20 protein-coding genes are annotated in these 23,989 nt (G+C 71.1%); 14 read left to right on the top strand and 6 right to left on the bottom strand.

Translation table 11 applies throughout. The annotated features are described in order from the left end of the window. Positions 1–6 precede the first annotated feature (6 nt). The 5 genes from CLV70_RS20985 (at position 7) to CLV70_RS20965 (ending at position 5,046) form a co-directional block, all read left to right on the top strand. Entirely contained in the window at positions 7–951 is a 945-nt protein-coding gene (locus CLV70_RS20985) for a peptide ABC transporter substrate-binding protein (protein WP_281260480.1), read from the top strand. A gap of 139 nt (positions 952–1,090) precedes the next feature. Then, entirely contained in the window at positions 1,091–2,017 is a 927-nt protein-coding gene (locus CLV70_RS20980; protein ID WP_106128214.1) for an ABC transporter permease, read from the top strand. After that, positions 2,010–2,984: an ABC transporter permease gene (locus CLV70_RS20975; protein ID WP_106128213.1), complete on the top strand. Its 975-nt coding sequence runs from the start codon at positions 2,010–2,012 to the stop codon at positions 2,982–2,984. The genes CLV70_RS20980 and CLV70_RS20975 overlap by 8 nt, the downstream gene beginning before the upstream one ends. 9 nt (positions 2,985–2,993) lie before the next feature. After that, positions 2,994–4,031 (top strand): ABC transporter ATP-binding protein, encoded by a 1,038-nt coding sequence (locus CLV70_RS20970; protein ID WP_211303825.1) that lies wholly within the window; start codon positions 2,994–2,996, stop codon positions 4,029–4,031. Continuing rightward, positions 4,024–5,046 carry an ABC transporter ATP-binding protein gene (locus CLV70_RS20965; protein WP_106128212.1) on the top strand — a complete coding sequence of 341 codons (1,023 nt, stop codon included), beginning with the start codon at positions 4,024–4,026 and terminating at the stop codon, positions 5,044–5,046. The genes CLV70_RS20970 and CLV70_RS20965 overlap by 8 nt, the downstream gene beginning before the upstream one ends. 150 nt (positions 5,047–5,196) lie before the next feature. On the opposite strand, the gene CLV70_RS20960 is transcribed toward CLV70_RS20965, so the two are convergent. Further along, positions 5,197–5,487: a chorismate mutase gene (locus tag CLV70_RS20960; protein ID WP_106128211.1), complete on the bottom strand. Its 291-nt coding sequence runs from the start codon at positions 5,485–5,487 to the stop codon at positions 5,197–5,199. Between the two features lie 235 nt (positions 5,488–5,722). Further along, positions 5,723–7,573 carry a bifunctional metallophosphatase/5'-nucleotidase gene (locus tag CLV70_RS20955; RefSeq protein WP_106128210.1) on the bottom strand — a complete coding sequence of 617 codons (1,851 nt, stop codon included), beginning with the start codon at positions 7,571–7,573 and terminating at the stop codon, positions 5,723–5,725. Between the two features lie 194 nt (positions 7,574–7,767). On the opposite strand from CLV70_RS20955, the gene pcrA reads away from it, so the two are divergent. Further along, entirely contained in the window at positions 7,768–10,191 is a 2,424-nt protein-coding gene (gene pcrA, locus CLV70_RS20950; protein WP_245908358.1) for a DNA helicase PcrA, read from the top strand. Here the strand turns inward: pcrA and CLV70_RS41160 are convergent. Together CLV70_RS41160 and CLV70_RS20940 are read right to left on the bottom strand one after the other, a co-directional pair. Further along, positions 10,188–11,066 carry a M23 family metallopeptidase gene (locus tag CLV70_RS41160; protein ID WP_245908357.1) on the bottom strand — a complete coding sequence of 293 codons (879 nt, stop codon included), beginning with the start codon at positions 11,064–11,066 and terminating at the stop codon, positions 10,188–10,190. The genes pcrA and CLV70_RS41160 overlap by 4 nt on opposite strands. 504 nt (positions 11,067–11,570) lie before the next feature. Beyond that, complete coding sequence (locus tag CLV70_RS20940) at positions 11,571–12,308, bottom strand: M23 family metallopeptidase (RefSeq protein WP_106128252.1); 738 nt, start codon at positions 12,306–12,308, stop codon at positions 11,571–11,573. 414 nt (positions 12,309–12,722) lie between these two features. Between CLV70_RS20940 and icmB the strand changes: the two genes are divergently transcribed. From icmB to CLV70_RS20920, 4 genes are all read left to right on the top strand, one after another. After that, positions 12,723–13,127, top strand: coding sequence for a coenzyme B12-dependent isobutyryl CoA mutase small subunit (gene icmB, locus CLV70_RS20935; RefSeq protein WP_106128208.1), 405 nt, complete (start codon positions 12,723–12,725; stop codon positions 13,125–13,127). Between the two features lie 937 nt (positions 13,128–14,064). Next, positions 14,065–15,243: an ADP-forming succinate--CoA ligase subunit beta gene (gene sucC, locus CLV70_RS20930; protein WP_106128207.1), complete on the top strand. Its 1,179-nt coding sequence runs from the start codon at positions 14,065–14,067 to the stop codon at positions 15,241–15,243. Positions 15,244–15,247: 4 nt separating this feature from the next. Beyond that, positions 15,248–16,129: a succinate--CoA ligase subunit alpha gene (gene sucD / locus CLV70_RS20925; protein WP_106128251.1), complete on the top strand. Its 882-nt coding sequence runs from the start codon at positions 15,248–15,250 to the stop codon at positions 16,127–16,129. A 959-nt stretch (positions 16,130–17,088) separates the two neighbouring features. Next, the gene (locus tag CLV70_RS20920) at positions 17,089–18,375 is read left to right on the top strand and encodes a cell division protein PerM (RefSeq protein ID WP_245908356.1); all 1,287 of its coding nucleotides are present in this window, start codon (positions 17,089–17,091) and stop codon (positions 18,373–18,375) included. 136 nt (positions 18,376–18,511) lie between these two features. On the opposite strand, the gene CLV70_RS20915 is transcribed toward CLV70_RS20920, so the two are convergent. Next, the gene (locus tag CLV70_RS20915; protein ID WP_106128206.1) at positions 18,512–18,805 is read right to left on the bottom strand and encodes a hypothetical protein; all 294 of its coding nucleotides are present in this window, start codon (positions 18,803–18,805) and stop codon (positions 18,512–18,514) included. A 125-nt stretch (positions 18,806–18,930) separates the two neighbouring features. Between CLV70_RS20915 and purN the strand changes: the two genes are divergently transcribed. From purN to mdh, 4 genes are all read left to right on the top strand, one after another. Beyond that, complete coding sequence (purN, locus tag CLV70_RS20910; RefSeq protein WP_106128205.1) at positions 18,931–19,548, top strand: phosphoribosylglycinamide formyltransferase; 618 nt, start codon at positions 18,931–18,933, stop codon at positions 19,546–19,548. Beyond that, a complete protein-coding gene (gene purH / locus CLV70_RS20905) occupies positions 19,545–21,101 on the top strand; it encodes a bifunctional phosphoribosylaminoimidazolecarboxamide formyltransferase/IMP cyclohydrolase (protein ID WP_106128204.1) in 1,557 nt (518 codons plus the stop codon). The genes purN and purH overlap by 4 nt, the downstream gene beginning before the upstream one ends. A 1-nt stretch (position 21,102) precedes the next feature. After that, positions 21,103–21,702, top strand: a complete 600-nt coding sequence (locus CLV70_RS20900; protein WP_106128203.1) for a pentapeptide repeat-containing protein — start codon at positions 21,103–21,105, stop codon at positions 21,700–21,702. 212 nt (positions 21,703–21,914) lie between these two features. Then, positions 21,915–22,865, top strand: coding sequence for a malate dehydrogenase (mdh, locus tag CLV70_RS20895; protein ID WP_106128202.1), 951 nt, complete (start codon positions 21,915–21,917; stop codon positions 22,863–22,865). Between the two features lie 38 nt (positions 22,866–22,903). Here mdh and CLV70_RS20890 read toward each other — a convergent pair whose 3' ends face one another. After that, positions 22,904–23,758 (bottom strand): MBL fold metallo-hydrolase, encoded by an 855-nt coding sequence (locus tag CLV70_RS20890; protein ID WP_106128201.1) that lies wholly within the window; start codon positions 23,756–23,758, stop codon positions 22,904–22,906. Positions 23,759–23,989: the final 231 nt, after the last annotated feature.

The following is a 23,989-nucleotide window of genomic DNA, read 5'->3' as shown; positions in this document are numbered from 1 at the left end:
GCCGTGATGCGGGGAAAGCTCGCACGTCCGGTTCGGGGAGGAGTCGCGCGGAAACGGCCCCCACAAGGGGCACCGCGCCGCGCGGCTTACTCCACGGAGGACACCGCGGCGTACAACGACCTGGTGTCCGGCACGCTGGACTTCCAGCAGCAGGTCCCGGTCTCCTCGCTGGCCGGCGACAAGTGGAAGGCCGACCTGGGCGACCGCGCCATCGAGGCGCAGATCCCGGTGATGCAGATCCTCGGCATCCCCTTCTACGACAAGCGCTTCACCAACGTGAACCTGCGCAAGGCCATCTCGCTGTCGATCAACCGCGCCGAGATCGCCGAGAAGATCTTCTTCAACACGCGTAAGCCGGCCACCAGCTGGTCGAGCCCGCTCGCGCCGGGTCACACCGACAACGACTGCACGGTCTGCAAGTTCGACCCGGCCGCCGCCAAGGCCGCGCTGCAGGAGGCCGGTGGCTTCACCGGCGAGCTGGTGCTCTACTACAACGCCGACGCCAGCCACAAGGAGTGGATGGAGGCGACCGCGCAGAGCATCAAGACCAACCTGGGCATCAACGCCCGGGCCGAGGGCATGCCCACCTTCGCGGTCTTCCGCCAGCAGATCAACGACCACAGGATGACCGGCATCTACCGTGCCGGTTGGCAGCAGGACTACCCGGACGTCGAGAACTGGATCGGCCCGCTGTACGTGACCGGCGGTTCCTCGAACGACGGCCTGTTCACCAACGCGGACGTCGACAAGAACTACAAGGACGGCACCGCGGCGCCTTCCGTCGAGGCGGCGCACGCCAAGTTCGCCGAGGCCACCAAGGTCATCGACCAGCAGGTTCCGGCGATCCCGATGTTCGAGGTCACCCAGCAGTCGGGTGTCTCGGACCGCGTGACCGGCGTGAAGACGACCAACGTCGGTGAGATCGACCTCTCCTCGGTCCAGCTCAAGTAAGGCGAGATACTCAGGTCCGGTCTACCCTGCATGGGGTGGGCCGGACCTGAGTTCTACCCCCCGCCGGAGTCGCGCCGACCCCGTGCGACTCCGGACTCGTCATGGGCGTCACCCACGCCCTTTCTAGGAGAAACATCCCATGGGCCGATACGTGCTGAGGCGGCTGCTCCAGCTGATCCCCGTCTTCTTCGGGACCACGTTCCTCATTTATTACCTGGTCTGGGCCGTCCCCGGTGACCCCTTCGCCGGCAAGTGCGGCGAGCGCCCGTGCCCCCAGTCGTACGTCGACTTCATGACCGAGAAGTTCAACCTCGACAAGCCGGTCATCGTGCAGTACGGCACGTACATGAAGAACCTGCTCCAGGGCGACTTCGGGCAGACCTTCGGCGGCCGGCAGATCGGTGACCTGATCTCGGCCGCGTACCCGAACACCATCAAGCTCGCGGTCGTCGCGCTGATCATCGAGGCCGTCATCGGCCTGTCCGCGGGCGTGCTCACCGGCCTGCGCCGCAACGGCTTCCTGGACAACCTGGTCCTGGTCTCGACGCTGTTCATGATCGCGCTGCCGATCTTCGTCCTCGGCTTCCTGCTGCAGAAGTGGCTCGGCGTCGACCTCGGCATCGTCAAGCCCACGGTGTCCAATCCGCCCAGCTTCACCGAACTGATCATGCCCGGCTTCGTCCTCGGCAGCGCGTCCATGGCGTACATCGCCCGACTGGCGCGCACGAGCATCGCGGAGAACAGGCGGTCCGACTACGTTCGTACGGCCATCGCCAAGGGCCTGCCGATGAAGCGCGTGGTGGGTGTTCACCTGCTGCGCAACTCCCTCATCCCGGTCGTCACGTACCTGGGAACCGACCTGGGCGCCCTGATGGGCGGCGCCATCGTGACCGAGGGCATCTTCAACATCAACGGCATTGGCCGCGAGGTCTATCGTGCGATCGTGACGAAGGAGGGCGCGACCGTCGTGTCGATCGTCGTCATCCTCGTTCTGGTCTACCTGATCTCGAACCTGGTCGTCGACCTCCTGTACGCCGCGCTCGACCCGAGGATCCGCTATGAATGAGCCGCTGCCCAGCTCGCTGGTCACCTCGCCGCCGTCCGCCGACCCGACCGTCGGCAACACGATCGAGCCCGGTGCCGATGCGAAGCAGAAGAAGGACAGGCCCCGCGGTCTGCTCAGCGACGCCTGGCGCGACCTGCGCCGCAAGCCGCTGTTCTGGATCTCCGCCGGGCTGATCCTGCTCTTCCTGGTGATGGCCGCCGCGCCGTCGCTCTTCACGTCCGCCAGCGCCACCGAGGGCGTGCTCGCCCGGAGCCGGGTCGGGCCGTCGGCCGACGCCTGGTTCGGGTACGACGTGCAGGGCCGTGACGTCTTCGCGCGGGCCATCTACGGCGCCCGGGCCTCGATCGTCGTCTCGCTGGCCTCCACGCTCGGCACGGTGCTGTTCGGCGGCATGATGGGCGTCATCGCGGGCTACCGCGGCGGCTGGCTCGACGGGCTGGTGTCCCGCCTCGGCGAGGTCTTCTCCGGCATCCCGTTCGTGCTCGGCGCCATCGTCATCCTGTTCACCTTCAACGGCCCGGGCTCCAACCGCGGACCGTGGGCGATCATGGGCATCGTCGTGGTGTCGCTGGTGGTGCTGACCTGGCCGGTGTCGATGCGCATCATGCGCTCGTCGGTGCTGGCGGTGCGCGACGCCGACTACATCGTGGCGGCGCGGGCGATGGGTGCCGGCCCCGGCCGGATCATCTTCAAGCACCTCATCCCCAACTGCCTGGCCCCCCTGCTGGTGTACTCGACGATCCTCATCGGCTCGTTCGTCGGCGCGGAAGCCACCCTCTCCTTCCTCGGTGTCGGCCTGCGGACCCCGGTGGTGTCCTGGGGCATCATGATCAACGAGGCGCAGAACTACATCCGGGTGTCGCCGTACCTTCTCTTCTTCCCGTCGGCCTTCCTGGTCACGGCGGTTCTGGCCTTCGTGATGCTGGGCGAGGCCGTCCGCGAGGCCCTCGACCCGAAACTCCGGTAGGAGCACCCCTTGTCCGAAGTTGTCATCACCGACCCCCAGTACGCCAAGGCGGGCAAACCTTCCGGCCGGCTGCTCGAGGTCGAGGACCTGCGCGTCGAGTTCCGCACCCGGGACGGCGTCGCGAAGGTCATCAACGGCGTCACCTACCACGTCAACGCCGGGGAGACGCTCGCGGTCCTCGGCGAGTCGGGCTCCGGCAAGAGCGTGACCGCCCAGACCATCATGGGCATCCTCGACACACCGCCCGGCTTCGTCACCGGCGGCAAGATCCGGTTCCACGGCGACGACATGCTCGCGATGACCTCCGAGCAGCGCCGCCGGATCCGGGGCAACGGCATCGCGATGGTGTTCCAGGACGCGCTGTCCGCGCTCAACCCGGTCTTCACCGTGGGCTTCCAGATCGCCGAGCAGTTCCGCATCCGCCAGGGGCTGAGCCGCAAGGACGCCAAGAAGCGCGCGATCGAGATGCTCGACCAGGTCAAGATTCCGTACGCGAAGCAGCGGGTCAACGAGTACCCGCACCAGTTCTCCGGCGGTATGCGCCAGCGCGTGATGATCGCGATGTCGCTGGCGCTCGACCCGGAGGTGCTGATCGCCGACGAGCCCACCACGGCGCTCGACGTGACGGTGCAGGCCCAGATCATGGACCTGCTCAGCGAGCTGCAGCGCGAACGGCAGATGGGCCTGATCCTCATCACCCACGACCTCGGTGTCGTGGCCGACGTCGCGGACCGCATCGCGGTGATGTACGCCGGCCGCATCGTCGAGGAGGCGACGGTCTACGAGCTGTACGCCAAGCCGGCTCACCCGTACACGATCGGGCTGCTGCAGTCGATTCCCCGGCTCGACGAGAAGGGCCAGGAGCTGCGCACCATCAAGGGGCTGCCGCCGAACCTCATGGCGATCCCGTCCGGGTGCCCGTTCCACCCCCGCTGCCCCATGCGGGTGGACGACATCTGCATCCCGAACGTGCCGCCGCTCCTCAAGGTCGGTGCCACCCGGGCCAGCGCCTGCCACTTCGCCGAGGAACTGGTGAACCGTGACTGAGACCATCCTGAAAGTCGACAACCTGGTCAAGTACTACCCGGTGACCCGGGGTGTGGTGTTCCGCCGCACCATCGGCCAGGTCCGGGCGGTGGACGGGGTGTCCTTCGACCTGAAGGCCGGCGAGACCCTGGGCGTGGTCGGCGAGTCGGGCTGCGGCAAGTCGACCCTGTCGCGGGTGCTGATGAACCTCGAGAAGCCCACGAGCGGCTCGGTGGAGTACCGCGGCGAGAAGGTGTCCGGCCTCAAGGGCCCGGCGCTGAAGCGGATGCGCCGCCAGATCCAGCTGGTGATGCAGGACCCGTACACGTCGCTCGACCCGCGCATGACCGTCGGCGACCTGATCGGCGAGCCGTTCGAGATCCACCCTGAGGTCGCGCCCAAGGGCAGCCGGCGGCGCAAGGTGCAGGAGCTGCTCGAGGTGGTCGGGCTCAACCCCGAGCACATCAACCGCTACCCGCACCAGTTCTCCGGCGGCCAGCGGCAGCGCATCGGCATCGCCCGCGCGCTCGCCCTGCGGCCGGAGATCATCGTCTGCGACGAGCCGGTCAGCGCGCTCGACGTGTCCATCCAGGCCCAGGTGATGAACCTGCTGGACCAGCTGCAGAGCGAGTTCGGGCTGGCGTACGTGTTCATCGCGCACGACCTGTCGGTGGTCCGGCACCTGTCGGACCGGGTGGCGGTCATGTACCTCGGCAAGATCGTCGAGATCGGCTCCGAGGACGAGATCTACGAGCGTCCGACCCACCCGTACACCCAGGCCCTGCTCTCGGCGGTGCCGGTGCCGGACCCGACGGTCCGGCACACCAAGCAGATCATCCGCCTGACCGGCGACGTCCCCAGCCCGGTCAACCCGCCGTCCGGCTGTCGATTCCGTACGCGGTGCTGGAAGGCCCAGGACATCTGCGCGACCGAGGTGCCGGAGCTGACCGAACGGCGCGGCAGCGACCACCCGAGCGCCTGCCACTTCGCGGAGAAGCGCGAGATCGTGGTGACCCACGAGGCCGGCTCGATCTGACCGTCTCGTCCCACCGGCCCGCCCGCCCCTGGGGGTGCGCGGGCCGGTTCCGTCTCCGGCGCCGCCCGCGGCGGACGCGTGGGCCCGGGCCGTGCCGGCTACAGCGGGCGGCGTCCGGCGCGGCGAGTGTCGTGGCCCGGGTCGGGCGGGCTACAGGGGGCCGCGGCCGGCGCGGAGGATCATGAGGGCGACCTGGGTGCCGTCGGCGCCGAGGGCCTCGCGGAAGCGTTCCACGATCTCGCGTTCGCGGGACAGCACCAGGCGGGTGCCGCCCGAGGCCATCCGGGTCTTGCCGACCTGCTGGGAGAGCCGGGCGCGTTCCAGCCACAGGTCGATGATGGCCTGATCGATCTCGTCGATCCGCTCGCGCATCGCCTTGATCTCGTCGGCGGCCAGGGTCTCGCCGGCGCCGGTCGGCTGGTCGATCACATCGGCGGTCATGGTGTGCTCCTCGGGTGCTGGCGCCTCGGTCGGTCCGGCCCGGGCAGCATCAAGCCCCGGGCTCGGAAGCCCGGGGCTTGGTGTAGGCCTGTCGTTCAGACGCTTCCTACGGCCGGGTTTCCGGTGCCGTAGAAGTAAAATCGCGCGTCCTGAATCACGAAGCGAGTATGCCCCCGCTCCGGGCCGCCCCGCAAGGAAACGGCCCGAACCGTGGGACGGCGCGTGTCGCGCCTGCTCAGCCCGCCTTGGTGATGCGGTCCGCCGGGCCCGGTGCGACCGGCGTGCCGGCGCCCAGGTAGCCGACCAGGGCGTCGACGTCGAAGCCCGGGGCGGTCGTACGGTTGGTGCCCGCCGTCAGGTTGGTGAAGCCGTCGCCGCCGTTGGCCAGGAAGTCGTTCGTGGTCACCCGGTAGCTGGCCGCCGGGTCGATCGGGGTGCCGTTGAGGGCCAGGGCGGACACCTTCGAGCCGGGCGCCGCCGTGCTGGTCCAGGTGTACGTCAGACCCTTCGACACCTGCAGGATGCGCTGGGTGGTCTGCCCGCCGAAGCCGACGAACTGCTGCTCCAGCACGTTCTTGAGCTGCGCGCCGGTGAAGGTCTGCGTCACCACGAGGTTGTTGAACGGCTGAACGGTGAACGCCTCGCCGTACGTGACCTTGCCGTCGGGCTCGCCGCCCGCGGACGCCTCGGCGTCGAAGTCGGCCCGGATGCCACCCGGGTTCATCAGGGCGAGCTGGGCGTTGTCGGTCCTGGTCCAGGCCAGCTGGGCGTCCGCGATGACGTCGCCGAGCGGGGACTCGCCGTTGCTGCCCGCCGTACGGACGATGTCGCCCGTGATGGTGCCGACCACGCGGTTGGCGATCGGCGCTACCGCCGTACGGTATTTGTCGGCGACCTTCTTGGCCCTGGGGTCCACGGTGTCGGGGTTCTTCAGGAAGACGCCGGCGGCGTCCTTCTTCCAGCCGCCGTTGCCGTCCGGCACGCCGTTCTCGACCACCACGTTCTTCGCCGAGATCGCGGCGAACCGGCCGGTGCGCCGGTCGACGCTGTAGTCGATGTCCGTGATCAGCTGGCCGTTCGTGCCGGCGCTGGTGACCACCGAGGTGCCCTTCGAGTTGGGCAGCGAGCAGGAGTAGAACCGGTGCGTGTGACCCGAGACGACCAGGCCGAACTCCGGGTTGAGCCCCTTGACGATGTCCACGATCGGGCCGCTGAACGCGTTGCAGTCCGAGACGCCGGGCACCGGCACCTGCTCGGAGACGTTCTGCTGGCCGCCCTGGTGCACGAGCAGCACCTGCGCCTTGACGCCGAACAGCTTGAGCACGCTGCCCCACTTGTTCGCCGTCTCGACCTCGTCGGCGAACCGTACCTCCTTGATGCCGGCCGGGTTGACGATCCCGGCGGTGCCCTCCAGGGTCAGGCCGACGAAGCCCACCGGCTGGCCGTTGACGAACTTGATGTCGATCGGCGGCAGGATCGGCAGCCCGGTCTTCTTGTTGATCGTGTTGGCGGCGAGGTAGGTGAACTTCGCGCCCTTGAAGCCGTCGCCGTCCTGGCAGCCGTCGACCGGGTGACAGCCGCCGCGCTGCATGCGGAGCAGCTCGGTGACGCCCTCGTCGAACTCGTGGTTGCCGACCGAGGAGACCTGGAGGCCGACCTCGTTCATCAGCTCGATCGTCGGCTCGTCGTGGAAGGCGGCGCTGACCAGCGGGGTCGCGCCGATCAGGTCGCCGGCGCCGACGGTCAGGGTCTTGCGGCCCTCCGCGGCCGCGTCGGCGCGCAGCTTCCGCAGGTACGTGGCCAGATATTCGACGCCGCCCGCGGGCGTGCCGTTGACGGTGGCACCGGAACCGCCGGGCGGGTCGATGGCACCGTGGAAGTCGTTGTAGCTGAGGAACTGGCCCTTCACGGCCGGCCCGGACAGCCCGTAGGAGACGCTGACCGGCGCCATCCCGGGCTGGTGGGCGGGGGCGGCCTGGGCCTGCGGTGAACGTGTCATCGGCAGGGTGGCGACGACGGCCAGTGCGAGGGCGGGTACGGCGAGCTGACGCAGTACGGCCCGGCCGCGACGGCGGGGGTGGTCCATAGTCTTCGGTCTCCCGGTCGGGTAACGGTGCAACCAACCCCGACAGCCTGGTGTATCGATGCTGGTCAGCGCTACTGGTTCCGGATGACAGCTTGGTTGCGCGCGACCGTTCGGCGGTGGAATGCCGGGGTTTTCCACCGGGGCGCGGAGCCCGGAGAACATTGTCGGACCCCAGGCATAGACTTGTCCGCGCGATGCGAGCCCTTCCAGAAAACTCCCAGCCCCTGTTCGCCGTGCCTCCGGTCCAGCAGGATGCCGCGCGGCGGCCGGCGCCGCGCCGTCCCGACCCCGAGGCGCTGCTGACCGGCCTCAACGGGCCGCAGCGCGACGCCGTCACCCACTCCGGTTCCCCGCTGCTGATCGTCGCCGGCGCCGGCTCCGGCAAGACCCGCGTGCTGACCCACCGGATCGCGTACCTGCTGGCCGAGCGCGACGTGCACCCCGGGCAGATCATCGCCATCACCTTCACCAACAAGGCGGCGGGGGAGATGAAGGAGCGCGTCGCGGCGATCGTCGGCGGGCGTGCCCGGCTGATGTGGGTCTCGACGTTCCACTCGGCGTGCGTGCGCATCCTGCGCGCCGAGCACGAGCACGCCGGCCTGAAGAGCACCTTCTCCATCTACGACGCGGACGACTCGCGGCGGCTGATGCAGCTCGTCGCCCGGGAGCTCGACCTCGACCCCAAGCGCTACACCGCGCGGGGCCTCGCCGCCCAGGTCTCCAACCTGAAGAACGAACTGGTCGACCCCGCGGAGTTCAAGGAGAAGGCCAAGGGGCCCAACGAGCGGGCCGTGGCGGAGGCGTACGAGCTGTATCAGCGCCGCCTGCTCGAGGCGCACGCGCTCGACTTCGACGACATCATCATGGCGACCGTGCACCTGTTCCAGTCGCACCCGCACGTCGCGGAGGCGTACCGGCGGCGCTTCCGGCACGTGCTCGTCGACGAATACCAGGACACCAACCACGCGCAGTACATGCTGGTCAAGGAGCTGGTCGGGACGGCCGGCGGCGAGGTCTCCCCGGCCGAGCTGTGCGTGGTGGGCGATGCCGACCAGTCCATCTACGCGTTCCGGGGCGCGACGATCCGCAACATCCTCGAGTTCGAGCGCGACTACCCCGACGCCCGGACCATCCTGCTGGAACAGAACTACCGTTCCACCCAGACCATCCTCTCCGCGGCCAACGCGGTCATCGACCGCAACACCAGCCGCAAGCCCAAGCGGCTCTGGAGCGACCAGGGCGCCGGCGAGCAGATCGTCGGCTACGTCGCCGACACCGAGCACGCCGAGGCCGACTGGGTCGCCCGCGAGATCGACCGGCTGGGGGACAACCACGAGGTCCGGCCGGGGGACGTCGCGGTCTTTTACCGTACGAACGCGCAGTCCCGGGTTTTCGAAGAGGTCTTCATCCGCGTCGGCCTGCCCTACAAGGTCGTCGGCGGCGTGCGCTTCTACGAGCGCAAGGAGGTCCGCGACGCGCTGGCCTACCTGCGCGCGGTGGTCAACGACGACGACACGGTGAGCATCCGGCGGGTGCTCAACACGCCGAAGCGCGGCATCGGCGACCGCGCGGAAGCGTGCATCGAGGCACTGTCCACGCGCGACCGCATCTCGTTCGGCCAGGCCCTGCGCCACGCGAAGGACGCGCCGGGCATCTCCACCCGCGCGGTCAACAGCATCGGCGACTTCGTGCAGCTCCTCGACGACCTGCGCGACCTGTCCCGCACCGCCCCGCCCGAGGAGGTGCTGGAGGCGGTGCTCCAGCGGTCCGGCCTGCTGTCCGAGTTGGAGGAGAGCCTCGACCCGCAGGACCAGGGCCGCGTCGAGAACCTCCAGGAGCTCGTCAGCGTCGCCCGCGAATACACCGAACGCGTCGAGGCGCAGGCGGAGGAGGACGACGACGCCCAGGCCGCGACCCTCGCCGGCTTCCTCGAGCAGGTGGCCCTCGTCGCCGACGCCGACCAGATCCCCAGCGACGACCCCGACCACCAGGGCGTCGTCACCCTGATGACGCTGCACACCGCGAAGGGCCTCGAGTTCCCGGTCGTCTTCCTGACCGGTCTCGAGGACGGCGTCTTCCCGCACATGCGCGCCCTCGGCGACAACACCGAGCTGGAGGAGGAGCGCCGCCTCGCGTATGTGGGCATCACGCGCGCCCGCCAGCGGCTCTACCTGTCCCGCGCCGTGACGCGTTCGGCGTGGGGGCAGCCGCAGTACAACCCGCCGTCCCGGTTCACCGACGAGCTGCCGGGAGAGCTGGTGCGCTGGGAGCGTACGGCCGGGTCGTACACGTCCTGGTCCGGCACGGGCGGCGGCGTGGGCGGCCGGGGCGGCACGGGTGGCCGCGACTACGGGCGCGGCGGCGGCTTCGCCGGCGGCACACCGAAGGCGCAACGGCTCGCGGAACGCCTCGGCGTGGACGCCAGCAAGCTGACCACGGCCAGCGAGATGAAACAGCCGCCCAAGGTCTCCGCCGGCGACCGGGTCAACCACCAGCGGTACGGCCTCGGCCGCGTGGTCACGGTCGACGGCCAGGGCCCGGGCGCGCGGGCCCAGATCGACTTCGGCGACCAGGTGATGTGGCTGGTCCTGCGGCACGCCCCGATCGAGAAGATCTAGGCGGTGCAGCCGGGGATGTCGACGCCGCGGTCGCGCATCCACCGGGTCGGCTCGATCGGGTTCTGGTACGAGCCCTTGTGCACCTCGAAGTGCAGGTGCGGCCCGGTCGAGTGGCCGGTCGAGCCCTCCTCGCCGATCTGGTCGCCGGCCCGCACGCGCTGACCGAGCTTGGCCGTGATCACCGACATGTGCCCGTAGTGGGTGAGGTACCCGTTGCCGTGGTCGATGAGCACCGCGTTGCCGTAGCCCTCGGCCGGCCCGGCCGCCACGACGATGCCCTTGCCGGCCGCGACGATCGGGGTGCCGGAGGCGGCGGCGAGATCCACGCCGGCGTGCAGGCGACCCCAGCGCTGACCGAAGCACGAGGTGACGGAGCCCTGCGGCATGGGGTTCACCCAGAGCGGCAGGGGCTTGACCTTGCGGCGCTGAGCCACTGAGGAGATGTCGGCCGGGTCCGCCGTGCCGGTGCCCTGGGTGTTCGCCTCGCCTGCGGCGGTCGCTGTGGCGCCTGCCTCGGCCGGCTGGCTTGCGGTGGGGTCGGCGCCCGTCCGGTCCGCGGGACCGGTCGTGACCGCCGGCGTGCCGGGTCCGGTGGTCGTGGGGGTGCCCGCGAGGGCTTCCGAGGGTGCCGGGGCGGCCGCGGTCGCCGGGAGGGCCTGGGCGGCGATCTGCGTGCGGGGCGTCGACACGCCGCCGGCCTGGGCGGTGCCGTCACTCGCGGCGGTGACGCCGGTGACACCCACGCCGGCCACGAGGGCCGCGGCCACGGCGTAGCGGCCCTTCTCGGCGATCGGCTCACGCGGGGCACGGTGGCTGTGCAGCGGTTCCGTCCTGCGGTGCCGGCCGGGCGTGTTCCGGGGGGCGCGATGCTGCACGGTGGGTTGACCCTCCTGGTCCCGACGTCGGTCCGACCTCTGCTTGTCGGCACCGCCCGGGTGACCTTGAGGTGAGGCGACGACGTGCTACCTCCCCGGTTGCCGGCCGGTTGCGGCGGCGGCCGGGGTGGGGCCGCTGAGCCGGGAGGGACGGGGCAGGCCCGGCGGACGGTCAGGTGAGCCGGAAGGGAAGGGCAGGCCCGGCGGACGGTCAGGTGAGCCGGGAGGGGAAGGGTAGGCCCGGCGGACGGTCAGGGATGGCAGCGGGTGGCCGTGACCGGTCGGGCGGCGAGCGAGAGGGCACGAGAGCCGCCGGGCGCGGCGGTGGAGAAGGCCTGGCGCAGGTGGCACGAACCGCTCGGCTCGCAAAGGAAGCCGGGCGCGCAGCAAGTGAGGAGAGGCGGGCAGCAAGGAAGGAGAGGCGGGCGCCGGAAGCGGTGCGGGCGCCGGAAGCGGTGCGGGCGCCGGACAACAGCGGCCGGGCCGGGGGCGGCTTGGGGGCCGTCAGGAAGCGGCGAGGGCTCCGAGGACGGACTCGATCTTCAGCTTGATGTCGACGCCGTGGGCGCGGAGGAAGACGATCGGGTCGGTGGGGGAGCCGTTGACGTGGACCTCGACGTGGAGGTGGGTGCCGTACGAGTAGCCGGTGTTGCCGACCTCGCCGAGCAGCTGGCCCGCCTTCACCTTGTCGCCGGCCTGCACGAGGAGGCGGCGGGAGTGGGCGTAGATGATCTCGGTGCCGTCGTCCTGCTTGACGGTGACCGCGTAGCCGTAGCCACCCATGTAGCCGGCCGAGGTGACCGTGCCCGCGTGGATGGACTTGTACGGGGTGCCCTCCGGGGCGGCGAGGTCGATGCCGGCGTGGAGCTTGCCGAAGCGGACGCCGTAGGCCGACGTGAACTCGTAGTCGTCGAGCGGCAGCAGCCAGGCCTCGGCGGCGGCCTGTTCCTCGCTGAGCTTGGTGGTGGCGGCGCCACGCTCTTCGCCGCGGGAGGCGCGATCGCCGTCGTCGGCGGAGCGGTCGGCGAGCGCGTCCTGGGCGGCCGACACCTCGCCGAGGTTCTGCAGGACCGTCGGGTTGACGGCCTTGGCGTCGGGGAGCTGCGAGGCCGCCCCGATGGCCACCACGCCGGCGCCGACGAAGGCGGACGTGACGACCGCGGCATAACGGCTGCGCGGAGGGGTAGGAACACGGCGACGGCCGCGATAGCGGTCGGGCTCAGACGACAAGCGCTGACGCACGAACAACCCTCCGTCGGTGACAAAGAACGGCAGCCACCGGTGGGGGAACACGTGCTGAACGGTGGTTTGCCGGGCCGCCGGTCCGGCGTTAACCGGTTGACAGCCGGGAGCCACGGTAACGAAACGCAACGCCGGTCACAAGTCGCACCGCCAATTCCCTGACAGTTCCCTCTGGGCATTCGGGGGCGAATGTCCGACTTGGTCATCTTTTCGGAGGAGCCGCAGGGTTGCCTCTCTGTAATTGCGTTACTAACGCAACGTCATGTGACGTGGAATACGGTAAACGGTGCTTGCACTTGCCCGCCGGGACGCTCCCGTGCCCGCCGGTAGTACGGGGCGTCGGCTACCAAGGTTCAACCGGGGCGGGTTACCGTTCGTTAAGGTCTGACTCGACGCGCGCCGAAGGGGTCGCACATGGAAGCACGGATCAGGGTCGTCGTGGCCAAACCCGGGCTCGACGGGCACGACAGGGGCGCCAAGGTGGTCGCCCGCGCCCTGCGCGACGCCGGCATGGAGGTCGTCTACACCGGGCTGCACCAGACGCCCGAGCAGATCGTCGAGACGGCCATCCAGGAGGACGCCGACGCGATCGGCCTGTCCGTGCTCTCCGGCGCCCACATGACGCTCTTCCGCCGGGTCCTGGAACTGCTCGCCGAGCGTGACGCGGCCGACATCGTGGTATTCGGCGGTGGCATCATTCCGGCCGACGACATCGCCGAACTGGAGAAACTCGGCGTCGCCCACATATTCACCCCGGGCGCGACCACCGCATCCATCATCGAATGGGTACGCGCCAATGTGGCAACGCCCGTTTCCTAACGGATAAGTCACCAAAGAACTGCGAAGAGTTAAGGGGAGAGGCCGGACGCACCCCTCACACGTCCGGCCTCTCATGCACGATGCCCCGCCGCCACCCCTCGACCGACAGGGCATCGGCCGCTTTCGTCGTCGCTCAGCGCTCCGACATCACACTCAACGACGCCCTCAGTGGGGGGTTACGCGGCGCCCGCCGAAAAATCAAAGGCGGTTTCTCCGGTACGCGGACACGGCCCGGACAGACGCAACACCCCCCGGCCCCGCCTCCGGCGGCTCCCGCAGCAAGCCCGCGACCACTCCCGGCCGTCCACCCCTTCCGGCCGGGCGTGCCTCCGGCCGCGGGGGTGGTCCAGGGATGCCTGGGGCCGGGTGCCGGGTGGAGGCGGGCTGGGGCGGGGTGGCCGTGTCTGGGGCCGGGTGCGGGTGGAGGCGGGCTGGGGCAGGGTGGCCGTGCCTGGGGCCGGGCGCCGGTGGAGGCGGGCTGGGGCGGGGTGGCCGTGCCTCGGGCCGCGCGGAGTGAGGCGGGCTGGCGGGTGAGGGCGGAGACGCCTGTGCGGCTGGGGCTGGTCGCTGTGCGGGCGTGTTCGGCCCGGGTGTGCGGGTCGTGGGCGGCTGCCCCACCCGGCCGGGGTGGGGGACGGCCTGGAGTGGCTGCGGGCCGGGCGCGGTAGCCGCCGGAGGCGGGGTCGGCCGGTGATGCTCTTGGCGGCTCCGTCCGGCGTACTGAAGAAAGGTCTGCCGGGGTGTGCAAGACGGCACAGCGTGCAACCCAGCGGCCCCCTCGCCGGGCCCGTGTGGCTAGGCTGCGAATCGAGGTCTCACTACCACCGGGGCCGACATTTCTCTCACGCTGGCGGCGACGCAACGACGCGCCGCGCACACAGGTCGGGACGCAGGTACGCGGCTTGCCGGGGCAAGCGTCGCGAGCGAAAGGAGACACGTGGACCTGTTCGAGTATCAGGGGCGCGACCTGTTCGAACGGCACGGGCTGCCCGTGCTGGGCGGCGGCGTCGCCGAGACCCCGCAGGAGGCGCGCGCGATCGCCGAGCGTCTCGGCGGCAAGGTCGTCGTCAAGGCGCAGGTCAAGGTCGGCGGCCGGGGCAAGGCCGGCGGCGTCAAGCTGGCCGATGGCGCCGACGAGGCCGAGGCCCGGGCGACCGACATCCTGGGCATGGACATCAAGGGTCACACGGTTCACAAGGTGATGCTGGCCGAGACCGCCGACATCAAGGAGGAGTACTACTTCTCCTACCTGCTCGACCGGGCCAACCGCACGTTCCTCTGCATCGCCAGCGTCGCCGGCGGCATGGAGATCGAGACGGTCGCCGAGGAGCAGCCGGACAAGGTCGCCAAGATCGCGATCGACGCCGTGAAGGGCGTGGACGAGGCGGTCGCGCGCGAGATCGTCACCGCGGCGCAGTTCCCGGCCGAGGTGTCCGAGCAGATCGTCGAGATCGCGCAGAAGCTCTGGCAGGCCTTCGTGGCCGAGGACGCCACCCTCGTCGAGGTCAACCCGTTGGCCAAGGTCGGCGACGGCCGGGTACTGCTGCTCGACGCCAAGATCACGCTGGACGAGAACGCCGGGTTCCGCCACCCCGACCACGAGGCGCTGGTGGACCAGTCCGCCGTCGACCCGCTGGAGCAGGCGGCCAAGGAGAAGAACCTCAACTACGTCAAGCTCGACGGCGAGGTCGGCATCATCGGTAACGGCGCCGGCCTGGTCATGTCGACGCTGGACGTCGTCGCGTACGCCGGCGAGGCGCACGGCGGCGTCAAGCCGGCCAACTTCCTCGACATCGGCGGTGGCGCCAGCGCCCAGGTGATGGCGAACGGCCTCGAGATCGTGCTCGGCGATCCGTCGGTGAAGTCGGTGTTCGTCAACGTCTTCGGCGGCATCACCGCGTGCGACGAGGTCGCCAACGGCATCATCCAGGCACTCGCCCTGCTCGGTGAGCGCGGCGAGACCGTCAGCAAGCCGCTCGTGGTCCGCCTCGACGGCAACAACGCCGAAGCCGGGCGCGCGATCCTGGACTCGGCGAACAACCCGCTCGTCGAGCGGGTGGACACGATGGACGGTGCGGCCGAGCGTGCCGCCGAGCTCGCGGCTGCGGGGAAGTGACGACATGGCTATCTGGCTCACCAAGGACTCCAAGGTCATCGTCCAGGGCATGACCGGCTCGGAGGGTTCGAAGCACACCCGCCGCATGCTGGCCGCGGGCACGAACGTGGTCGGCGGCGTGAACCCGCGCAAGGCCGGCACGACCGTGGACTTCGACGGCACGGCGCTGCCCGTGTTCGCCTCCGTCGCCGAGGCCATCAAGGAGACCGGCGCCGACGTGTCGGTCATCTTCGTGCCGCCGGCGTTCACCAAGGCCGCCGTGCTCGAGGCCATCGACGCCGAGATCCCGCTGGCCGTGGTCATCACCGAGGGCGTACCGGTGCAGGACTCGGCCGCCTTCTGGGCGCACAACATCGCCCAGGGCGAGAAGACCCGGATCATCGGCCCGAACTGCCCCGGCATCGCGTCCCCGGGCGCGTCGAACGCGGGCATCATCCCGGCCGACATCACCCCGGCCGGCCGCATCGGCCTGGTCTCCAAGAGCGGCACGCTGACCTACCAGCTCATGTACGAGCTGCGCGACTTCGGCTTCTCGACGTGCGTGGGCATCGGCGGCGACCCGATCATCGGCACCACCCACATCGACGCCCTCAAGGCGTTCCAGGACGACCCGGACACCGACGCGATCGTCATGATCGGCGAGATCGGTGGCGACGCCGAGGAGCGGGCGGCCGAGTTCATCAAGGCCAACGTGACCAAGCCGGTCGTCGGCTACATCGCGGGCTTCACCGCGCCCCCCGGCAAGACCATGGGCCACGCGGGCGCGATCATCTCGGGCTCGGCGGGCACCGCGGACGCGAAGAAGGAAGCGCTCGAGGCCGCCGGCGTCAAGGTCGGCAAGACCCCGAGCGAGACCGCGCGGCTCATGCGCGAGGTCATGAGCTGACTTTGGTACGGCCACAGGCGCGCCGTCGTACGGACCACACCGGCCCGTACGGCGGCGCGCTTTCCCGTTCCGGGCCTCGGGGTTCCGGCGCTGGACAGGCCGGGCGGCCTCGGGGTTTCGGTGGGGGACAGTCCGCTCGGCCTCTGGGGTTCGGCGGGGGCCGGGTCGGGCGGCCTGGGGGGTTCGGTGGAGGCTGGGTCGGGCGGCCTCGGGGTTTCGGTGGGGGCTGGTTCGGTTCCTGGCTTTTCGGCGGCGGCGGATTCGCGTTTTGGCTGGGTGGATGCGGCGAGTCGCCGTTTTCGCGTCGCCGCGTGCCGCGCGGCGTGCCAAAGTAGGCGACGATGCCGATCACACCCGACCGTCCCGACGGTCGAGCCGCCGGCTCGGGGGACCCGCTCGAGGCCACCGAGGCCACCGACGATGCTGCCCGCAGCACGCCCGGCCGCTCGGCCTCCGCGCCCGCCCCCGCGCAGGGCCGGGGTTCCTCGTCCGACTCGCTGGACGACGCGTTCGACATCATCCGCGACACGATCTCCGCCGGGGTGCGGCCGGCGGCGCCCGACCACAGCACCGTCCGGGTCGGCCCCGCCCCGTCCTCCCGGCCCGCCGCGGACCCCGAGGGCGGCGGCTCGCATCCCGAGCGCGGTGCGGGCTCCGAGGGCGACGCAGGCTCTGAGCGTGGCGCTGGCTCTGAGTGTGGCGCTGGCTCTGAGTGTGGCGCTGGCTCTGAGTGTGGCGCTGGCTCTGAGCGTGGTGCTGGCTCTGAGCGTGGTGCTGGCTCTGAGCGTGGTGCTGGCTCTGAGCGTGGTGCTGGCTCTGAGCGCGGTGCGGGCTCTGAGCGTGGCGGCGCTGGCTCCGAGCGCGGCCGTGCGGGTTCGGGGCGTGGCGTGGGTTCGGGGCGTGGCGGCGCCGGCCGTGATCGGGACACCGTCACGGTCGATCCGCGGAACCACCCGACCGTGCCCGTCGACACCGGCCGGCACCCCACCGTCAAGCTTCCCGGTCAGCGCCGGCCCGGCGGGTCACGTCGCCGCGCGCCGCTGCCGGTGGCCGCCGCCTTCGCGACCCTGTGGGCGGCGCTGCTCTCGTACCTGCCGGTCACCGCGGTCATCGGGCTCGCCCGCACGCTCGAGGGCCAGGGCGGGCTGGGCGGGGCCGCGCATGCCGGGCTCGCCGGGTGGCTGCTCGGGCACGGCGTACCCATCGGCACCTCGATCGGCCCGCTCGGGCTGGCTCCGCTGCTGCTGACGCTGCTCGCCGGGTGGCGGCTCAACCGGGCCGGGCTGCACGTCACCCGCGCCATCGGGGCCCGGCGCAGCGCCTCGCCGCGGGCCGCGCTGCTGGTGGCGGCCACGATCGGGGTCGCGTACGGAATGCTCGGTCTGCTCGCGGCCCTCGTGGTCGACGGCCGCGGCACGGACGTCTCGCCCGCGCGGGCCGCGTTCCACCTGTTCCTGGCCGGGCTGGCGTTCTCGCTGATCGGATCGCTGCGCGGCACCGACGCGCTGGTCGTGGTCGCCCGCAAGATCCCGCCGCCGCTGCGCCACGGCCTGCGCGCCGGGGTGGTGGCGGCGCTGCTCATCCTCGCCGCGGGCGCCGCTTTCGCCGGACTCTCGGTCGCGGTGGGCGGTGGGCAGGCCGCCGACATGATCGCGGCCTACCGGACCGGGGTGGCCGGCCAGGCGGGCATCACCCTGGTGAGTCTCGCGTACGGGGCCAACGGCGCGGTGTGGGCCGCCGCCTACCTGCTCGGCCCCGGCTTCCTGCTGGGCACGGACTCGGCCGTACGCCTGACCGAACTGACCGTGGGTCCGCTGCCCACCCTGCCGCTGCTGGCCGGCCTGCCCAACGGCCCGATGGGCGCGAGCGGCGCGGCGCTGCTGGCGGTGCCGGTGCTCGCGGCGATGGCCGCGGGCTGGCTGCTGACCCGGCGGCTGATGGGCGTGCACCACGTCGTCGAGGGCCACCTGCGGGACAACCGCCACACCGTACGCCCGGGAGACCCGGTGCCCGCGGAGCCGGCGTGGTCGCTGGTGCTCGGCTCGGGGCTGCTGGCGGGCCCGGTGGCGGGCCTGGTGCTGGGGCTGCTGTCCTGGCTGTCGGGCGGGCCGCTGGGCGACGGGCGGCTGGCGGAGATCGGCCCGGTGCCGTGGCACGTCGCGTTGATCGCGACGGTGGTGGTCGGCGTGTCGTGCTGCATCGGGGCGGCGGCGGGGCGGGCGTTCCGCGCCCCGGTGCACAAGTAGGCCCGCGGTTGCTGGTAGGCCCGCTGTTACTGGTAGGCCCGCGGTTGCCGGTAGACCTGCGCGGGCGGGGTTTTGGGTGGGGAGCGGCGACGGGCGCCCCGGCCGAAGCCGGAGCGCCCGTCGCGGATGCGGGGCGTCAGCGCGAGAAGCCGCCGGACGCGAAGTAGATGATGTTGCCGATCAGGCCCAGCGCCGCGACGCCGAAGGCGACGTAGGCCAGGATCGGCTGCTTGCCGACCTTGCGGGCCTCGAGCAGGCTGAGGATCGCGAACACGATCGCGAGCGGCGTGCAGCAGAGAGCGAAGACGATGCCGAGGACCCCCCAGAGCGTCGTCTTGTCGTTGCCCGCGGCAGCCGGGGGCTGCTGTCCGTAGTAAGGCGGTGGCGTCACGGTCGAATCCTCCAGATAACTCCGCACTGCGGCGGTCATGTGCAGATCGTGCGCACGCGGACCATCGCGTGAGCGGCCCGCAGCCTAACCGATGATCAGCGGTTTCGCTGTCCATCGAGCCACCCGTCTGCGGTGTCGGACGGGCCCGGCGATAGGGTGCTCGCGTGACAGACCCCGCGCCCGCCCGCCTGGTCGTCCTCGTCTCCGGCTCCGGCAGCAACCTGCAGGCCCTTCTGGACGCCGCTGCGGATCCCGCGTACGGCGCCACGGTGGTCGCCGTGGGCGCGGACCGGGACGGCATCGCCGGCCTGGATCGTGCCGCCGCCGCGGGAGTTCCCACGTTCGTGGACTCCGTGAAGGCCTATCCGACCCGGGACGACTGGGACGCCGCCCTCACCGCGCACGTCGCCGAGCACAAGCCGGACCTGATCATCTCGGCCGGCTTCCTCAAGCTCGTCGGGAAACGGTTCCTGACCTCGTTCGGCGACCGCTACGTCAACACCCACAACGCGCTGCTGCCGGCGTTCCCGGGCATCCACGGCCCGCGCGACGCCCTGGCGTACGGCGTGAAGATCGCCGGCGCGACCCTCTTCTTCGTCGACGCCGGAGTCGACACCGGACCCATCATCGCCCAGGTCAGCGTGCCCGTGCTCGACGACGACACGGAGGAGACGCTGACCGAGCGGATCAAGGAAGCCGAGCGCCGGCAGCTCGTCGAGTACGTCGGCAGGCTGGTCCGCGACGGCTGGACCATCACGGACAGGAAGGTCTCCATCCCATGAGTTCCGACGGCCGCCGCCCGATCAAGCGGGCGCTGCTGAGCGTGTACGACAAGAGCGGCCTCGTCGAGCTCGCCCGGGCCCTCCACGCCGCCGGGGTGCAGATCGTCTCCACCGGCTCGACCGCCTCGACGGTCGAGGGTGCCGGCGTGCCGGTGACCCGCGTCGAGGAGCTGACCGGCTTCCCGGAGTGCCTCGACGGCCGGGTCAAGACGCTGCACCCGCGGGTGCACGCGGGCCTGCTCGCCGACCTGCGTCTGCCGGCTCACGAGCAGCAGCTCGCCGAGCTCGAGGTGCAGCCCTTCGACCTGCTGGTCAGCAACCTGTACCCGTTCACCGAGACGGTGGCCTCGGGCGCGACCGTGGACGAGTGCGTCGAGCAGATCGACATCGGCGGTCCGGCCATGGTGCGGGCGGCGGCGAAGAACCACCCGTCGGTCGCGGTGGTGACGGCGGTGGCGGCGTACCCGCTGATCCTCGACGCCCTGCGCGACGGCGGTTTCACGCTGACGCAGCGCAAACTGCTCGCCGCTCGCGCGTTCGCCGACATCGCCGAGTACGACGTCGCGGTCGCCAACTGGTGCGCGACCACGCTGGCGCCCGCCGAGTGGCCGGAGTTCGCCGGGCTCGCCCTCAAGCGCGACAACGCCCTGCGCTACGGCGAGAACCCGCACCAGCAGGCGGCCCTGTACACCGACCCGAACGCGCCCGCCGGCCTCGCCCAGGCGCAGCAGTTGCACGGCAAGGAGATGTCGTACAACAACTACGTCGACGCGGACGCGGCCTGGCGCAGCGCCAACGACTTCGCCGACCCGTGCGTGGCGATCATCAAGCACGCCAACCCGTGCGGCATCGCGATCGGCGCGGACGTGGCCGAGGCGCACCGCAAGGCCCACGCCTGCGACCCGGTGTCGGCGTTCGGCGGCGTCATCGCCGTCAACCGCGAGGTGACCGTGGAGCTGGCGAAGCAGCTCGACGGCATCTTCACCGAGGTCATCGTCGCGCCGTCGTTCGCACCCGACGCGCTGGCCGTCTTCCAGGAGAAGAAGAACCTGCGCGTGCTGGCCGCCCCGGCCTGGAACCCCCCGCCGGCGGAGATCAAGCAGATCGGCGGCGGCGTGCTCGTGCAGCTCGCCGACCGCATCGACGCCGAGGGCGACGACCCGGCCAACTGGACGCTGGCGACGGGCGAGGCGGCCTCCCCGGAGGACCTGCGCGACCTCGCCTTCGCCTGGCGCGCCATCCGCTCGGTGAAGAGCAACGCCATCCTGCTCGCCCACGACGGCGCCACGGTCGGCGTCGGCATGGGCCAGGTCAACCGGGTCGACTCGGCCCACCTCGCGGTCAACCGGGCCGGCGCCGACCGCGCCAAGGGCAGCGTGGCCGCGTCGGACGCGTTCTTCCCGTTCCCCGACGGCCTCGAGGTCCTGATCGCGGCGGGCGTCAAGGCCGTGGTCCAGCCCGGCGGCTCGATCCGCGACAACCTCGTGATCGAGGCGGCCGAGAAGGCGGGCCTCACCGTCTACCTGACCGGCACGCGGCACTTCTACCACTGACGTGGCGGAGCCCGAGGTCGTCCGCAACCAGACCTTCTCCGGCAAGGACTGGGCACTGGCGGAGCTGGAACGCGCGGTCTACGAGGACTGCGCGTTCCACGACGTCGACTGGTCGGAGGCGCGGCTGACCGGCTGCACCTTCGCCCACTGCGAGTTCGGCAACGTCCGCTTCAACGCGGCCGAACTCGCCACCTGCGCGATCCTCCAATCAACCCTGCGCAAGTGCAACTTCTTCGACGCGACGCTGACCGACTGCAAACTCACCGGCACCCAGTTCCTCGACTGTGGACTGCGCCCCCTGACGATCGACGGCGGCGATTGGGGCTTCGTGTCGCTGCGAGGCCAGAACCTGACGGCCGCGAAGCTCGGCGGACTCCGGCTGCGCGAGGCGGACCTGGAGGGCGCCGACCTGACCCGGGCAGACCTGCGGGGGGCCGATCTCTCGTACGCCCGGCTGAAGGACACGGTGCTGAAGGGCGCGGACCTGCGCGGAGCGGAGCTGGACGGGGTGGCGCTGCGAGGGGTCGACCTGAGCGGAGCCAAGATCGATATCGCGCAGGCCGGGCTGTTCGCGCGGGCCCATGGCGCGATCATTGGCTGAGCCCGGCCCGGCCCGCCTGGCCTGGCCCGCCTGGCCTGGCCCGGCTGGCCTGGCTCGGCTGGCCTGGCCCGGCTCGGGCTTGGGTTCGGGTGCGGTTGGCGGGGTGGAGGTCGGCTGAGTGGTTTAGCTCGCCCGATCAGGCCCGCCCGGTAATGCGCCGTTAACCGACTGATACGGTCCGGAAAACCGTCCCGCGGACTGGGAGTGAGAGCATGGGCAAGAAGGTCACCGTCGTAGGCGCCGGTTTCTACGGGTCCACGACCGCACTGCGTCTGGCCGAGTACGACATCTTCGAGACCGTGGTGCTCACCGACATCGTCGAGGGCAAGCCGGAGGGCCTCGCGCTCGACCTCAACCAGTCGCGCCCGGTCGAGGGCTTCGAGACCAAGGTCATCGGCGCCACCACCGGCCCGAACGGCGAGGGCTACGAGGCCATCGAGGGCTCCGACGTCGTCGTGATCACCGCCGGCCTGCCCCGCAAGCCCGGCATGAGCCGCATGGACCTGCTCGGCGTCAACGCCAAGATCGTCCGCCAGGTGGCCGAGAACGTCGCGAAGTACGCCCCGAACGCCGTCGTGATCGTCGTCTCGAACCCGCTCGACGAGATGACCGCGCTCGCCCAGATCGCCACCCAGTTCCCGAAGAACCGGGTCCTCGGCCAGGCCGGGATGCTCGACTCGGCGCGCTTCACCAACTTCGTGGCCGAGGAGCTCAAGGTCCCGGTCGCCAGCGTCAAGACCCTCACGCTCGGCTCGCACGGCGACACGATGGTGCCCGTACCGTCGAAGTCCACGGTCAACGGCAAGCCGCTGGCCGAGCTGCTGCCCGCCGACAAGGTCGAGGAGCTGGTCACCCGCACCCGCAACGGCGGCGCGGAGGTCGTGGCCCTGCTCAAGACCGGCTCGGCGTACTACGCGCCGTCGGCCGCCGCGGCCCGCATGGCGAAGGCCGTCGCCGAGGACTCCGGCGCGGTCATGCCGGTCTGCGCCTGGGTCGACGGCGAGTACGGCATCTCGGGCGTCTACCTGGGCGTCGAGGCCGAGATCGGCGCCACCGGCGTCAAGCGGGTCGTCGAGACCGACCTCACCGAGGCCGAGCTCGCGGGCCTCAAGGAGGCCGCCGAGGCCGTCCGCGCCAAGCAGGCGGACGTCGCGGATCTCTGAACCCCGTCGTGGAAGGCCGGGCCGTCGCGGTCCGGCCTTCACCCTTTTCTCCGGTCCGGGTCCGCGGCACCCCAGCTGCGGCCCGCGCTCGTACGGCTCCACGCCGTCCCCAGATGCGACACCCCCAGCAACGAGCCACGGGAAGCAGCACCCTCCAGCGCGGCCATCCGTGACCGGCGCGCCAGCTCCGCATCCATGTCATGGCCATACGCCAGCTCGGGCCGCACCAACTGCACCGCGTGCACCAGGAGATCCCCGGTGACGAGCAGCGAGTCGTCCCCCGACTCGACGAGCACCGACTGGTGGCCGGGCGTGTGCCCCGGAGTGGAGACGATCCGCACCTCCGGAGACAGCCGCACGTCGCCCTCGACCACTTCCAGCCGGCCCTGCTCCCTGAGCGGCTTGAGCAGCACCTCGTCCTGCACAGCGGAGGGCGCCGCCCGCTCGTACGCCGTCACGTCCGCCCGCTGCACCACCACCCGCGCGTTGCGCAGCGGCGAGTCGCCGGGCACCGCCCAGCCGATGTGATCGGTGTGCAGGTGCGTCAGCACGATGGTCGACACCTCCTCGGCGCCGATCCCGGCCTCGGCGAGCGCCTCGGGCAGCCGCCCCGGCACCGGTGCCCAGTCCGCGGCGGGTGACCCGGCCGGCCCGATCCCGGCGTCGACGAGCACGACCGGCCCGCCGTCGCCGTGCCGCACGGCGAAGCTCCGGAACCGCAGCCACCACCTGCCATCGGCGGTGAGCGAGCCGGGGTCGAGCGCGTCGGCGGCGGCCCAGTCCTCGGGCGTCGCATCCGGGAACGCGTCCTCCCGCAGGTCGAAGTGCGGGCCCTCGGCGTCGTCGAGGGCGATGACGGTGACGGGCCCGAACCGGGTGGTGGCAGCAGTCATGGGCGGAACCCTATCGACGCGGGAGGGCGGTCCGAGGGTTATCCACAACGCGTGGTTGTCCACAGGCCCGGAGCGCCGGCGGGCCGTTCCGCCGATACTCGAAGGGGTCCAAGGCGGGCCGTTCCGCCGATCTTCGAAGAGGTCCAAGGCGGGCCGCAGCGCCGGTGCGGCCACGCCGGTGACCGCGGAGAGACAGGGAGGCTCGGCCGTGGTGGCCGGGTGCGATTCGCG

The organism is Pseudosporangium ferrugineum (assembly GCF_003002065.1).
Lineage (GTDB): Bacteria > Actinomycetota > Actinomycetes > Mycobacteriales > Micromonosporaceae > Actinoplanes > Actinoplanes ferrugineus_A.
Note: the sequence above shows the minus strand (reverse complement) of the source record. Positions and strands in the feature narration are given on the sequence as shown.